Annotated in this window: 9 protein-coding genes and 1 tRNA gene; 7 read left to right on the top strand and 3 right to left on the bottom strand. The window is 36.0% G+C overall.

Going from position 1 to position 13,882, the window contains the following annotated elements; translation table 11 throughout:
• Positions 1 to 121 precede the first annotated feature (121 nt).
• Positions 122 to 193 (top strand) — tRNA-Gln (locus Q0856_RS02335).
• Positions 194 to 281: 88 nt separating this feature from the next.
• Here Q0856_RS02335 and Q0856_RS02330 read toward each other — a convergent pair.
• Positions 282 to 743: an RNA methyltransferase gene (locus Q0856_RS02330; RefSeq protein WP_298502211.1), complete on the bottom strand. Its 462-nt coding sequence runs from the start codon at positions 741 to 743 to the stop codon at positions 282 to 284.
• Positions 744 to 765: 22 nt separating this feature from the next.
• Complete coding sequence (locus tag Q0856_RS02325; RefSeq protein ID WP_298502208.1) at positions 766 to 2,109, bottom strand: cation:proton antiporter; 1,344 nt, start codon at positions 2,107 to 2,109, stop codon at positions 766 to 768.
• Positions 2,110 to 2,353: 244 nt separating this feature from the next.
• Here Q0856_RS02325 and rimP point away from each other — a divergent pair, with 244 nt between their 5' ends.
• From rimP to infB, 3 genes are read left to right on the top strand one after another with little or no spacing between them, the layout of a single operon-like run.
• Positions 2,354 to 2,815, top strand: a complete 462-nt coding sequence (gene rimP / locus Q0856_RS02320) for a ribosome assembly cofactor RimP (RefSeq protein WP_298473695.1) — start codon at positions 2,354 to 2,356, stop codon at positions 2,813 to 2,815.
• Positions 2,816 to 2,828: 13 nt separating this feature from the next.
• On the top strand, positions 2,829 to 4,061 hold the full coding sequence (gene nusA / locus Q0856_RS02315; RefSeq protein WP_298473692.1) for a transcription termination factor NusA: 1,233 nt from the start codon (positions 2,829 to 2,831) through the stop codon (positions 4,059 to 4,061).
• 42 nt (positions 4,062 to 4,103) lie between these two features.
• Positions 4,104 to 6,971: a translation initiation factor IF-2 gene (gene infB / locus Q0856_RS02310; RefSeq protein ID WP_298502205.1), complete on the top strand. Its 2,868-nt coding sequence runs from the start codon at positions 4,104 to 4,106 to the stop codon at positions 6,969 to 6,971.
• A gap of 35 nt (positions 6,972 to 7,006) precedes the next feature.
• Here infB and Q0856_RS02305 read toward each other — a convergent pair whose 3' ends face one another.
• On the bottom strand, positions 7,007 to 7,378 hold the full coding sequence (locus tag Q0856_RS02305) for an SPOR domain-containing protein (RefSeq protein ID WP_298473687.1): 372 nt from the start codon (positions 7,376 to 7,378) through the stop codon (positions 7,007 to 7,009).
• 230 nt (positions 7,379 to 7,608) lie between these two features.
• Here Q0856_RS02305 and Q0856_RS02300 point away from each other — a divergent pair, with 230 nt between their 5' ends.
• The 3 genes from Q0856_RS02300 to nrfD are packed head-to-tail and all read left to right on the top strand — an operon-like array spanning position 7,609 to position 13,880.
• A complete protein-coding gene (locus Q0856_RS02300; protein ID WP_298502202.1) occupies positions 7,609 to 8,952 on the top strand; it encodes a cytochrome c3 family protein in 1,344 nt (447 codons plus the stop codon).
• A 34-nt stretch (positions 8,953 to 8,986) separates the two neighbouring features.
• Complete coding sequence (locus Q0856_RS02295) at positions 8,987 to 12,115, top strand: TAT-variant-translocated molybdopterin oxidoreductase (RefSeq protein ID WP_298502199.1); 3,129 nt, start codon at positions 8,987 to 8,989, stop codon at positions 12,113 to 12,115.
• 34 nt (positions 12,116 to 12,149) lie between these two features.
• Positions 12,150 to 13,880, top strand: a complete 1,731-nt coding sequence (gene nrfD / locus Q0856_RS02290) for an NrfD/PsrC family molybdoenzyme membrane anchor subunit (RefSeq protein WP_298502197.1) — start codon at positions 12,150 to 12,152, stop codon at positions 13,878 to 13,880.
• The last annotated feature ends 2 nt before the right edge of the window (positions 13,881 to 13,882 follow it).

Raw genomic sequence — 13,882 nt, 5'->3', positions numbered from 1 at the left:
GATACAAAGGAATAATTTTGATAAACCTTTAACAGGCTTTTTTCGTATTTTTAAATTATTCTTTAAAAAATGCTTGCGCAAATGAAAGTTTGTTTTAAATTTGCACGCTCTTAATAACTATTGGCCCATGGTGTAATTGGCAACACTCCGGTTTTTGGTACCGTCATTCAAGGTTCGAGTCCTTGTGGGCCAACTAAAGTTTAAGGTTTAATCCCAACATCCTAGATGTTGGGATTTTTTATTGCTATAATTTTAAAGTTAATAGGGGTTGTTTCTGGTGTTTACTGCATTGGTTTGTTCCTGCTTCTGTCATATAGTACAATACTCCCTGCTACGGCAACATTAAGACTGTATTGGGAATTAAATTGCACTAAAAAATGAGAGCGTTCTATAGCTTCCAATGTTAATCCATTATCTTCCGCTCCTAAAAGATAAACACAGCGTTTTGGATGAGAAAATGTCTCTAGGCTTTCTGCTTTATCTGTTTTTTCTATACCTACTATTCTTACACCTTTAGGGAGGTGTTCAAAAAAAGCTTCAAAATTTTTATAGTGATAATATGGTAAAGATTTTATTGCATTATGGGTGTCGCAGGCTTGATTCGCGTATCGTTTTCCTATGGTGAAAATAAAACTAGCGCCCAAGTTTTGTGCTGTTCTCCAAAGAACCCCAAGGTTTTCTGGAGTTTTTCCATTTTGAATGCCAATGCCAAAAAAGGAAGTTGTGAAATTATCAGGTTGCATTTAATGTGGTAGAATGAAATTGTTATTTATCTAAGATTTGGTTGTCTTCTTCTGTAGCATTGTTGGTCGGGTCTTTATTTGTTTCTGGGGATTGGTCTAGTTCGTTTTGCTTTTCATGGAGCATATCTTCTGCTTCATTTCTTTCGCGCATTTCTTCATCAATCTCATCCAGGGGAGTATTCATTTTTCGTTTGTCTTTAATCATTGCCCATGTCATAACAAGACTTGTGGCAATAATTACAAAAAGGAGAATACCAGATTCAAAAGTTGCCACTTGTGCCTCTTTAGGTATTGCATAAAACAAAAGAACAGTAATTAATCCTCTTGGAGCAATAAACAATTGCGGCAGAATGTCTTTTCCAAAGAATATTTTAAGGATTAAAAAGCGAATTAGGTAAATCGAGGCTATAATGAGGAGGCTAACAAAAACTACGGTTAGGTTAAATAAGGAGGAAAGAACAATAGTGATGCCAAATATTACAAAGAAAAAAGTACGAACCACAAAAGCAGTTTCTAAAGTTATTATATGTAATTCATGGTATATTTGGTGTATTTTTTCGCTTTCTAAAAAGATTTTTGTTTTGCCGGGAAAAAAGAGTTTTACATTGGCGATTACTAAACCGAATATGAGAATTATTATTAAAGATGATAAGTGCATTTTTTTTCCAATAGCATAAAGAAGTAGTAGTACTGCGATAAGCAAAAATTGCTTTGCTTGGCTTTTTATGCGCTGAAAAATAAGTATAATAGCGTAACTTGCTATAAGAGCAATTCCTATGGTTAGGGCAATATTACCTGCGAAACCAGCTACTCCAGAATCTTCGGCAGGGTTTAGTCCTCCTATTAAAAAGTAGAACATCATTATTCCCATAATGTCAGAGAAAGTGCTTTCGTATATGTGAAACTCTTTTTTTTGGGCACTTAGGCCACTAACGCTTGGAATAATAATAGCACTTGAGAGAATAGAAAGAGGGGTTGCGTATAGCCAAGCAGATTGCATACTCATATTAGGGATAAAATAATGTAAAATTAAAGCAGCGACGTAGGCGGATCCTATTAGTCCTATTAGTGCAATAGCCATTGCTTTAAGGATGGGTATAATCTTGCTCTTTTTTAACTCTAGTTCTAGGGCGGCTTCTAATACAATCATTATAAGTCCTACAATACCTAGGAGCTCTAGAGCTCCATCGAAATTAGGTAAATCTGCAATAAAATATTTTAAAACATATTGTAGTATTATACCTAATACAATAAGCATTAGTACAGAGGGAATATTGGTTTTTTTGGATATTCCATTAAACCAAAAAGAAAGAACTACAATAATGGAAGCGCCTATAATAAGATTGTAAGAAGAGAATATTTCCATGAACTAAGTCTTTAGGTTTTTTTGTTGAATGTCTAAAAATAATGTTTCTAAAATAGAAAAAGGAATAAAAAATATGTAGAAAAAGGAATGATTTTACAATTTTTTATTGTTTATCATGTTTTTAGGTACTTATTACTAGTAATAGTCCATTGTAGAAAACAAAAATATTGTATATTTGCGAAACTGAAAGGATATAAAGTATTCATGAGGGGACATTTTGTCCCCTCTTTTATTACTTAAAATTATGCTCAAACATAGAGTAAAAGAATTATTAGAAGTTGCTTTGCAAGAAGATGAGTCTATTTTTTTAATAGATTTTACAATTACAATGGATAATAAAATTAATGTTGTTATCGATGGTGATAACGGTGTTACGGTAAAAGATTGTGTAAGAGTTAGTAGGGCAATAGAGCATAATTTGGATAGGGAAGAGGAGGATTTTTCTTTAGAAGTAGCTTCGGCAGGAGCGGCTTCGCCATTAGTATTGCCAAGACAGTATAAGAAGAATGTAGGTAGAAAAGTAGAAGTGGATACAGAGAGTATTTCTTATGAGGGTAATTTAACGGAAGCAAGTGAAGAATCTATTACTCTGGAGTGGAAGGCAAGAGAGCCTAAACCAATAGGTAAAGGTAAAGTGACAGTTCAGAAAAAAGTTGAAATACCTTTTTCTGAAATTAAGAAAGCAAAAGTTGTATTAAAATTTTAATAGATAGGTAAAAATGGAAAATATTGCGCTGATTGAATCTTTCTCGGAATTTAAAGATGATAAATTTATCGACCGAGTTACGCTTATGGCGATTTTAGAGGATGTTTTTAGAAACGCTCTGAAAAAGAAATTCGGTTCGGATGATAACTTTGACATTATTATAAATCCAGATAAAGGAGATTTAGAAATTTGGAGAAATAGAATCGTAGTTGAGGATGGTGAGGTAGAAGAGCCTAATGAAGAAATATCCTTAACTGAAGCTCGTAAGATTGAACCAGATTTTGAGGTGGGAGAAGATGTTTCAGAAGAAGTGAAACTGATAGATTTGGGAAGAAGAGCTATATTGGCATTGCGTCAAAATCTTATCTCAAAAATCCATGAGCACGATAATACTACTATATATAAGCAATTTAAAGATTTAGAAGGAGAAATTTATACGGCTGAAGTTCATCATATAAGACATAAAGCTATTATAATGTTAGATGATGAGGGGAATGAAATAATTTTACCGAAAGACAGACAGATTCCTTCGGATTTTTTCCGTAAAGGAGATAACGTTCGTGGAATAATTGAAAGTGTAGAGTTAAAAGGAAGTAAGCCTACTATAATTATGTCTAGAAGTTCTCCTAAATTTTTGGAGCAATTGTTCTTCCAAGAGATACCGGAAGTTTTTGATGGTTTAATTACGGTTAAAAAAGCAGTTCGTATTCCTGGTGAAAAAGCAAAAGTTGCTGTAGATTCTTATGATGATCGTATTGATCCAGTAGGGGCATGTGTGGGTATGAAAGGTTCTCGTATTCATGGTATAGTAAGAGAGCTGGGAAATGAAAATATAGATGTTATCAACTGGACAAGTAATCCGCAATTGTTGGTAACAAGAGCATTGAGTCCTGCAAGAGTATCTTCAGTGAAACTTAATGATGAAAAGATGACTGCTCAAGTGTACCTAAGGCCAGAAGAGGTTTCTAAGGCTATAGGAAGAGGAGGTCATAATATTCGATTAGCAGGTCAATTGACTGGCTATGAGATAGATGTATTTAGAGAAGGAGTTGAGGAAGATGTTGAGTTGACGGAATTTTCAGATGAAATCGATGCTTGGATTATTGAAGAATTCAAGAAGATTGGGATGGACACTGCAAGAAGTGTTTTAGAGCAAGATGTTAGTGATCTAGTTAAAAGAACTGATTTAGAAGAAGAAACAATTGTAGAAGTTGTTCGCATTCTAAAAGAAGAATTAGAAGATTAACTATATATTAGCAGTAATTTTTAAGAACGGGAATCAGTATTTATGGCAGACAATGCAAAAATAAGACTTAATAAAGTTCTTCGCGAACTTAATATTTCATTGGATAGGGCAGTAGATCACCTTGCTACAAAAGGGCATACTGTAGAGGCTAGGCCTACAACGAAAATATCTGATGAGGTGTATCAAGTCCTTTTGGATGAATTCCAGACGGACATGAGTAAAAAGGTTGCGTCTAAAGAAGTTGGAGAAGAAAAGAGAAAAGAGAAAGAGGCGATTCGAGTTCAATTAGAACAGGAGCAAGAAGAAAGAAGGTTGGTTCGTGAGAAAAGAGCAGCTTCTTCGGAACGCATAATAAAAGCTAAAGTAGAGCTTTCAGGGCCTAAAACTGTTGGTAAAATAGATTTAAACCCTAAGAAAAAGGAGTCTGAGGATGTAAAGCCGGCTGAAGAAGTTAAAGCCCCTGTAGTTCAGGAAAAAGTGAAGGAAAAACCTGTTGTTCCGGAGAAGGTAGAATTTAGGGCTGAAGTGCCTAAGGTTAAAGCGCCTAAAGTTGTTTCTCAAGCACCTGTAAAGGAGGAGGAAGAAAAGACTAATGAGAAAGTTGAGGTTAAAAAAGAGGTAGAAGATAAGGAGCCAGTTGTTGTTCCGGTTGAAGGGGAAAAAGACGAGAAGAAAGAGGAGGTTTCTGAGCAAGAGGAAAAAACTCCGGAAAATGAAACATTAACTACCCAGTATAAGAAGTTGAGTGGCCCTAAAATTACAGGAGCTAAAATTGACTTGTCTAAGTTTCAGAAGCCTAAAAAGAAAAAAGAAGAAACTAAAGATTCTAATGCGGGTGGAGATAAGAAAAAACGCAGAAGAAGAATAGTAAGTAATAACAATGGAGGAGGATCTGCTCCGGGTAGAGGTCCTGCAAGACCAGGAGCTAGAGGTACTGGTCCAAGAGGAAATAATGGTCCTAATAAAGGAGGTAAGCGTTTTGGTCAAGTTGCTAAAGTGGAGCCTACAGAAGAAGATGTACAAAAGCAAGTACGTGAGACTTTAGAGAAACTTCAGGGTAAATCTAAAAAAGGAAAAGGAGCTAAGTATAGAAGAGATAAGAGGGATCAACACCGTCAGCAAACAGAGAAAGATTTAGAGAAACAAGAATTAGAAAGTAAAATTCTAAAGGTTACAGAATTTGTTACGGCAAGTGAAGTGGCTACTATGATGGAGGTTGGTACAACGGAAATAATTTCTGCTTGTATGTCCTTGGGGATTATGGTTACCATGAACCAAAGATTAGATGCAGAAACATTATCTATTGTAGCGGATGAGTTTGGTTATGAGGTAGAGTTTATTACTGCAGATATTGAGGAGAGTATTGTAGAGGAAGAGGACGCTCCAGAAGATTTAAAATCAAGAGCGCCTATTGTTACAGTAATGGGGCATGTGGATCACGGTAAAACTTCTTTGCTGGATCATATACGTAAAGAAAATGTTATTGCAGGAGAGAGTGGAGGAATTACACAGCATATTGGTGCTTATGGTGTAACTTTAGAAGATGGGCAGAAAATAGCATTTTTAGATACGCCTGGTCACGAAGCGTTTACGGCTATGCGTGCTAGAGGTGCTCAAGTAACGGATATAGCTATAATTGTAGTGGCAGCGGATGATGATATAATGCCACAAACAAAAGAAGCAATTAGTCATGCGCAGGCAGCTGGTGTTCCAATTGTGTTCGCGATTAACAAAATAGATAGGCCAACGGCTAATCCGGATAAGATTAAGGAAGGTCTTGCGCAAATGAACTTGTTAGTAGAAGATTGGGGTGGTAAAATACAATCTCATGATATTTCTGCTAAAACTGGAGAGGGTGTAAAAGAGCTTTTGGAAAAAGTACTGTTAGAAGCTGAATTGCTAGAATTGAAGGCTAATCCTGAAAAACTAGCTGTAGGTACTGTGGTTGAAGCATTTCTAGATAAAGGTAAAGGTTATGTCTCTACTATATTAGTACAAGCGGGTACTTTGAAAATTGGGGATTATGTCTTGGCGGGTACCACTAGTGGTAAGATTAAGGCAATGCACGATGAAAGAGGGAATAGTATTAAAGAAGCTGGTCCATCAACACCAATTTCTATACTCGGTTTAGATGGTGCTCCTCAGGCAGGTGATAAATTTAACGTTCTAGAAGATGAGCGTGAGGCGAAACAAATTGCGACAAGACGTTCTCAATTGCAGCGTGAGCAATCTGTAAGAACACAAAGACATATAACTCTTGATGAAATAGGAAGAAGAATTGCTCTTGGGGACTTTAAGGAGCTTAATATTATCCTTAAAGGGGATGTGGATGGTTCTGTTGAAGCGCTTACGGATTCTTTCCAGAAATTGTCTACAGATGAAATTCAGGTGAATATTATTCACAAGGGTGTTGGTCCGATAACGGAATCTGATGTATTGTTGGCTTCTGCTTCTGATGCTGTAATTATTGGATTTAATGTGCGTCCAATGGGTAATGCTAGAGCGGTTGCGGAAAAAGAAGAAATAGATATTAGAATGTACTCTATTATTTATGCGGCTATTAATGATCTTAAGGATGCAATGGAAGGAATGTTATCTCCGGAAATGAAAGAAGAGATTACAGGTACAGCGGAAATAAGAGAAACGTTTAAAATATCAAAAGTGGGTACTATTGCAGGTTGTATGGTTCTTACTGGGAAGATATTCAGAAACTCTAATATTAGATTAATCCGTGATGGTGTTGTAATATATACTGGGGAATTTGCTTCATTAAAACGATTTAAGGATGATGTTAAGGAAGTTGCTAAAGGGTATGATTGTGGATTGCAAATTAAGAACTACAATGATATTAAGGAGGGTGATGTAGTAGAAGCTTTCCAAGAAGTAGCGGTGAAGAAAAAGTTAAAATAAGGTAATAGCTTCATGTTATAAATAAAAAAATCGACCTATTTGGTCGATTTTTTTGGTTTTAGTAATATCGCTTCGGGATATTTTTTTCTAACTTCTTTAAATTTTCGTTCAGCAACTAATTTAGATTTAAAACGACCTAATCTTACTCTGTAAGTAGGGGAGTCAAAATCAATTTTAGAAACAAGGTCAGGGAAGTCTATTTCTACATTAGATTTAATTCTTTGAGCCTTAGCATAAGAGCCAAATCCAACTTGTATCCTATAGTAGTTGGCATTGTTTGTGGCAGTCTTGTATATCTCTAATAGTTCAACAATTTTATTGTCTTGATTTATAGTTACTTGTCCATCTTGTGCTTGGGAAAAGGCTGTAAATGCTGCAAAAGCTGTTATTGTTAGTAATGTTTTCATCTTATTGTGTTTATGCGTTTTATAGCTTTGCAAATGTAAATTTTAAAAGTCATTTTCATGATTTTTTCTATTTATTTAGAATAGTTATAAATTACAAATTATAAATACCTTAACATTTTCAAAATAAAGTCTATGTTGTATTTTTGCGATCAATTCAGGTAGAGGTGTGGTTATTTTAAATAACAATGACTAATATCATGCCATAAATTCCGATTGAAATATTCTATTATATGAAAAAGGTTATAAACCGCAATCAGATTTTTAAAGTGCTAAATATCAGTGTAGTGCTTTTCTTGCTTTTCTCTATTTCAGCTTTTGCTCAAGACGAGGCAAATGCGTCTGGAGGTGACCCTGTGAAAGGAAAAGCGTTGTTTAATCAAAATTGTGCAGCTTGTCACTCTTTAACTCGTAAAATGACTGGTCCTGCTTTGGAAAAAGTGGAGGAGCGTCTTTCTGAGGATGAAGGGTTGGATAGAGAGTGGTTGTATGCTTGGATTAAAAATAGCCCTGGACTTATAAAGTCGGGTGATGCTTATGCTAATAAAGTGTATGCGGAGTTTAATCAAGCTGCAATGACGGCTTTTCCAACATTGTCTAATGCGGATATTGATAATATATTGGCTTATACAGCGGCCGCTCCGGCTGCTCCTGTAGTGAAGTCGTCAGAAGGTGTAGGTGTTGCCGCGGCGCAAGGTGTTTCATCTGGAATTTCTAATGAGGTAATATTGGGTGCTCTAACCTGTGTTTTTGGTCTTTTGGTCATGATGTTGTTCTTAGTGAATAAAACATTAAGACGTATTGCGGAGGCTAATGGGGTTTCTTTGGAGCAGGAGAATGCAGAAAAGAGATTGCCTATTTGGAAAGCTTTTGCTCAGAATCAATTTTTGGTTTTAGTAACAGTTGTGTTAATGTTGTTGGGTAGTGCGTATTTTGCTTATGGATGGATGATGCAAGTGGGTGTGGATCAGGGTTATGCTCCAATACAGCCTATACATTTTTCTCATAAAGTGCATGCAGGTGATAATAAAATCGAATGTAAATATTGTCATTCTTCTGCAAGGGTTTCTAAGACTTCTGGTGTACCTGCTTTAAATGTTTGTATGAATTGTCATAAGTCTATTTTTGAGTATAAAGGAAATGCTGAAGGGCCTTCTTCAGAGGATTTGGCAAATGGGTATACAAATGAGTTTTATACAGGAGAAATTAAAAAACTATATAAGGCTGTTGGTTGGGATGAAGAAAATCAAAATTACACGGGAGAAAGTAAACCGGTAGAGTGGGTTCGTATTCATAATCTTCCTGATTTTGCGTACTTCAATCACTCACAGCATGTTTCTGTTGCTGGAGTAGAATGTCAGACTTGTCATGGGCCAGTAGAGGAAATGGAAATTATGTACCAGTATTCTCCATTAACAATGGGCTGGTGTGTTAATTGTCATAGAGAAACTAATGTAAAAGTTGAGGGGAATGCGTATTATGAAAAAATACACTCTGAACTTTCTAAAAAATATGGTGTTGATAAGCTTACTGCTGCTCAGATGGGTGGTTTGGAATGTGGAAAATGTCACTATTAATTTAATCAAAAGAAGCTAATTACATATATAAAGTATGGCATCAAACAAAAAATATTGGAAAAACGAAGCGGAGTTAAATCCCAGCGATTCCATTGTTGAGACGCTAAAACAGAATGAATTTGTTGAGGAAATTCCTGTTGATGAGTTTTTAGGAGATAAAGAAAATTTATCTGAGTCTAATACCAATAGAAGGGATTTTCTAAAATATGTTGGTTTTAGTACTGCGGCTGCTTCTTTAGCGGCTTGCGAAGGTCCGGTGGTAAAAACTATTCCTTATGTAGTGCAACCAGAAAATATTGTTCCTGGGGTGGCTAATTATTATGCTACGACTATTGCTAATGGTTTTGATTTTGCTAGTATATTAATAAAAACTAGAGAGGGAAGGCCTATTAAGGTTGAAAATAATACGGATGCCAATGTCGGTGGTTTTGCAAACGCAAGAGTGCAAGCTTCGGTTTTATCTTTATATGATAGTACGAGATTGCAAGGTGCTTCTAAGGGTGGAGAGCCTGTAGAGTGGAGTGTCTTGAATGCAGATGTTAAATCTAAGATAGAGGCGTTGAAAGATACGGGTAAGCAAGCTGTTTTTTTAACGCAAACATACGCTAGTCCTTCTACAGCTAGATTAATGGAGCAATTTAAAACGGTTAATTCTAGTGTTAATCATGTAGTGTATGATGCTATTTCGCAGGATGCTGCTTTAAATGCTTTTGAGAGTAGATATGGGCAAAGGGCTTTAGCGGATTATGATTTTGAAAAAGCCGATGTTATAGTTTCTTTCGGTGCTGATTTTATTGGAGATTGGCAAGGTGGAGGTTATAATAGTGGTTATTCTAAGGGTCGTATTCCAAAGAATGGGAAAATGTCTAAGCATGTGCAGTTTGAGGCTAATATGTCTTTAGCTGGTGCAAATGCGGATAAACGTGTGGCCTTAACTCCGACACAACAAAAAATAGCTTTGGCAAAATTATACGCTAAGCTTGCTGGCACTTCTGCTTCAGGTGAAATACCTGCTTATGCGGAAGAAGCGGTTAATAGTGTGGCGGCTTTAATAAATAAAAATAAAAAAGGATCTGTTGTTGTTACAGGTTTAGATGATGAGAATGCTCAGGCGGTTGTTCTTGCTATAAATGAAATGCTAGGAAGTAGAGCTTATGATGCAGTTGCTCCTAGGTATGTAAGACAAGGTAATGTTAATGCAGTTAATAAGTTAGTTGCAGATATGAATGCGGGTAAAGTTGGTGTTTTGGTAATGGATGGTGTTAATCCAATGTATTCATTGCCTAATTCTGCTGCTTTTAAATCTGGGATTGAGAAGGTTGATGTTTCTGTTGCTTACGCGACGAATTGGAATGAAACTACAGAAGTTACTACCTATACTGCTGCCGCTAATCATTACTTAGAGTCTTGGGGTGATGTGGAGATTAAGAAAGGCAATTATAGTTTAATTCAACCAGCTATAAAGGAATTGTTTGATACGCGTCAGTTTCAGTCTTCCTTGTTAAATTGGATGGGTAGTGAATCTACTTATTATGATTATGTAAAAGAAACATGGACTGCATCTGTTTTAAATGGTGCAGATTGGAATTTGGCTTTGCATGATGGTGTCTTTGTGGTTAAAGATGAAGTTTTGCAGGAAGTTGCTTCTATTTCTGTTTCTGATGAAATAGAAGAGGAGTTACTGGTAAAGAAAAATTCAATTGATGCTGCTGTAAGGGCATTATCAGGAGCTACTAGTGAGGGTGAGTTTGAATTGACATTGTATTCTAAAACAGGAATGGGTGATGGGCAACAAGCTAGTAACCCTTGGTTGCAAGAATTTCCTGATCCAATTACTAGAGTAGCTTGGGATAATTATGTTACAGTTTCTAAAGCAGATGCAGAGGCGTTAGGTTTGGAAAATTATAATGTGGCAAATGGTGGTATGGATGGTAGTTATGCTAAACTTACTGTTAATGGAGTTGTTGTAGATAGAGTGCCGGTAGTTGTTCAGCCAGGTCAGGCAAAGAGTTCTATTGGTTTTTCTTTGGGTTATGGTAAGAAAGTTGGGTTAAAAGAAGAGATGCAAACAGGAGTTAATGCTTTTCCTTTGTATCAAGATTTTAAGAATACTCAGTCTGTGTCTATTGAAAAAGTGCAAGGTGTTAAGGATCATGAGTTTGCTTGTGTGCAATTGCATAAGACGCTTATGGGAAGAGGAGATATTATTAAAGAAACTACTCTAGAGATATTTAATACTAAAAATCATAAGGAGTGGAATCCTCAACCAATGGTTTCTTTGGATCATCAAGAGGTTGAGGCTACGTCTGTAGATTTATGGGAAAGTTTTGATAGATCTATTGGGCATCATTTTAATATGTCTATAGATTTAAATGCATGTACTGGTTGTGGTGCATGTGTTATAGCTTGTCATGCAGAAAATAATGTGCCTGTAGTAGGTAAAGAAGAAGTTAGAAAGTCTAGAGATATGCACTGGTTGCGTATTGATAGGTACTATTCTTCTGAGGAATCTTTTGAAGGAGATGATGCTAAGAAAGCTGGTTTTGATGGTCTTTCGGGTGATAATGGCTCTTTAGGTGGGTTCTTGGAATTGGAAGACCCTTCGGCTAATCCGCAAGTAGCTTTTCAGCCTGTAATGTGTCAGCATTGTAATCATGCACCTTGTGAAACTGTTTGTCCGGTCGCTGCAACATCGCACGGGCGTCAAGGTCAAAACCAAATGGCGTATAACAGATGTGTAGGTACAAGATATTGTGCAAATAACTGCCCTTATAAAGTTCGTAGGTTTAACTGGTTCTTATATAATAATAATGACGAGTTTGATTATCATATGAATAATGATTTGGGTAAAATGGTTCTTAATCCGGATGTGAATGTACGTTCAAGAGGGGTTATTGAGAAGTGTTCTATGTGTATTCAGAAAACCCAAAAAACTATTTTGGATGCCAAAAGAGATGGTAGAGTTATTGAGGATGGAGAATTCCAGACTGCTTGTTCTGCTGCTTGTGGCGATGGTGCAATTGTTTTTGGAGATGTAAATGATAAGGATAGTAAAGTGGCTCATTTAAAAGAGGATGACCGTATGTATCACTTGTTGGAGCATGTTGGGACTAAGCCAAACGTTTTTTATCATGTACAGGTAAGAAACACAAACGAAGCATAAAAAAATAATAAGAAAGTAACTATAATAGAAGTTTATGGCGTCGCATTACGAAGCACCTATTAGAAAAGCCCTTGTAGTTGGAGATAAAGGCTATCACGATGTAACAGTGGATATTGCTGCTCCTGTAGAGGGAAGAGCTAATAAGCATTGGTGGATTGTTTTTTCCATTGCATTGATAGCATTCCTTTGGGGATTAGGTTGTATTATTTATACAGTTTCAACTGGTATTGGAACATGGGGTCTTAATAAGTCTGTAAACTGGGCTTGGGATATTACCAACTTTGTATGGTGGGTAGGTATCGGACATGCAGGAACATTAATTTCTGCAGTATTATTATTGTTTAGACAAAAATGGAGAATGGCAATTAACCGTTCTGCTGAGGCTATGACAATATTTTCTGTAGTTCAAGCGGGATTGTTTCCTATTATTCACATGGGGCGTCCTTGGTTGGCTTACTGGGTTTTACCTATACCTAACCAGTTTGGTTCTCTATGGGTAAACTTTAATTCCCCTCTTCTTTGGGATGTATTTGCAATTTCTACCTATTTATCGGTATCATTAGTATTCTGGTGGACCGGTTTATTACCAGATTTTGCAATGCTAAGAGATAGAGCTATTCTTCCTTTTCAAAAGAAAATATACGGACTATTAAGTTTCGGTTGGAGTGGTAGAGCAAAAGATTGGCAGCGTTTTGAAGAGGTTTCTTTGGTATTGGCTGGTTTAGCAACACCATTAGTACTTTCTGTGCATACTATCGTATCTTTTGATTTTGCTACATCGGTAATTCCGGGATGGCATACTACAATATTTCCTCCATATTTTGTGGCAGGGGCAATTTTCTCTGGTTTTGCAATGGTAAATACATTGTTAATTATCATGAGAAAGGTTTGTCATTTAGAAGCTTATATTACAGTACAGCATATAGAGTTAATGAACATTGTAATTATGTTAACAGGTTCTATTGTAGGTTGTGCTTATATTACGGAGTTGTTTATGGCATGGTATTCTGGAGTAGAATACGAACAATATGCGTTCTTGAATAGGGCAACAGGTCCTTACTGGTGGGCTTACTGGTCCATGATGACTTGTAATGTGTTTTCTCCTCAATTTATGTGGTTTAAGAAATTAAGAACAAGTATTATGTTCTCTTTCTTTATCTCTATTATTGTGAACATAGGAATGTGGTTTGAGCGTTTTGTAATTATTGTAACATCATTACATAGAGATTATTTACCATCTTCTTGGACAATGTTCTCTCCTACTTTTGTAGATATCGGAATATTTATAGGTACTATAGGATTCTTCTTTGTATTGTTCTTGTTATATGCTAGAACATTCCCTGTAATTGCTCAGGCAGAGGTAAAATCTATTTTAAAATCTTCTGGAGAAAAATATAAGAAATTAAGAGATTCAGGAAAACCATTATATCAAATTAATGGAAATACAGAAGTTACAGAAACAGTGACAGAAGAAATTGTTAATGAAACTATAGAAGTAGATGAAAAGCAAGTTTCTGCTTTGTTTGATACTATTGGAGTTTTTGATGCAGAAACAGAAACTGCAGACGATTTAAAGAAAGTGAAAGGTATAGGTCCAAAAATGGAAGTTACTTTAAACGAAATAGGAATTTACACTTTTGCTCAAGTTGGAAAAATGACAGAGAAAGAGTACGATTTGTTAGATTCTATTACAGGCTCATTTCCTGGGCGTGCACAAAGAGATGATTGGGCTGGTCAGGCCAATAAGTTAAATTCAAATAAATAGAT

The sequence above is a fragment of the uncultured Maribacter sp. genome, assembly GCF_947496775.1.
GTDB lineage: Bacteria > Bacteroidota > Bacteroidia > Flavobacteriales > Flavobacteriaceae > Maribacter_B.
This window is presented reverse-complemented; position numbering and strand designations above follow the sequence as displayed.

Bases quoted from the DNA above. Each gene is read 5' to 3' on its own strand.
- Q0856_RS02330 (WP_298502211.1), bottom strand. From the start codon at position 743: ATGCAACCTGATAATTTCACAACTTCCTTTTTTGGCATTGGCATTCAA.
- Q0856_RS02325 (WP_298502208.1), bottom strand. From the start codon at position 2,109: ATGGAAATATTCTCTTCTTACAATCTTATTATAGGCGCTTCCATTATT.
- rimP (WP_298473695.1), top strand. From the start codon at position 2,354: ATGCTCAAACATAGAGTAAAAGAATTATTAGAAGTTGCTTTGCAAGAA.
- nusA (WP_298473692.1), top strand. From the start codon at position 2,829: ATGGAAAATATTGCGCTGATTGAATCTTTCTCGGAATTTAAAGATGAT.
- infB (WP_298502205.1), top strand. From the start codon at position 4,104: ATGGCAGACAATGCAAAAATAAGACTTAATAAAGTTCTTCGCGAACTT.
- Q0856_RS02305 (WP_298473687.1), bottom strand. From the start codon at position 7,378: ATGAAAACATTACTAACAATAACAGCTTTTGCAGCATTTACAGCCTTT.
- Q0856_RS02300 (WP_298502202.1), top strand. From the start codon at position 7,609: ATGAAAAAGGTTATAAACCGCAATCAGATTTTTAAAGTGCTAAATATC.
- Q0856_RS02295 (WP_298502199.1), top strand. From the start codon at position 8,987: ATGGCATCAAACAAAAAATATTGGAAAAACGAAGCGGAGTTAAATCCC.
- nrfD (WP_298502197.1), top strand. From the start codon at position 12,150: ATGGCGTCGCATTACGAAGCACCTATTAGAAAAGCCCTTGTAGTTGGA.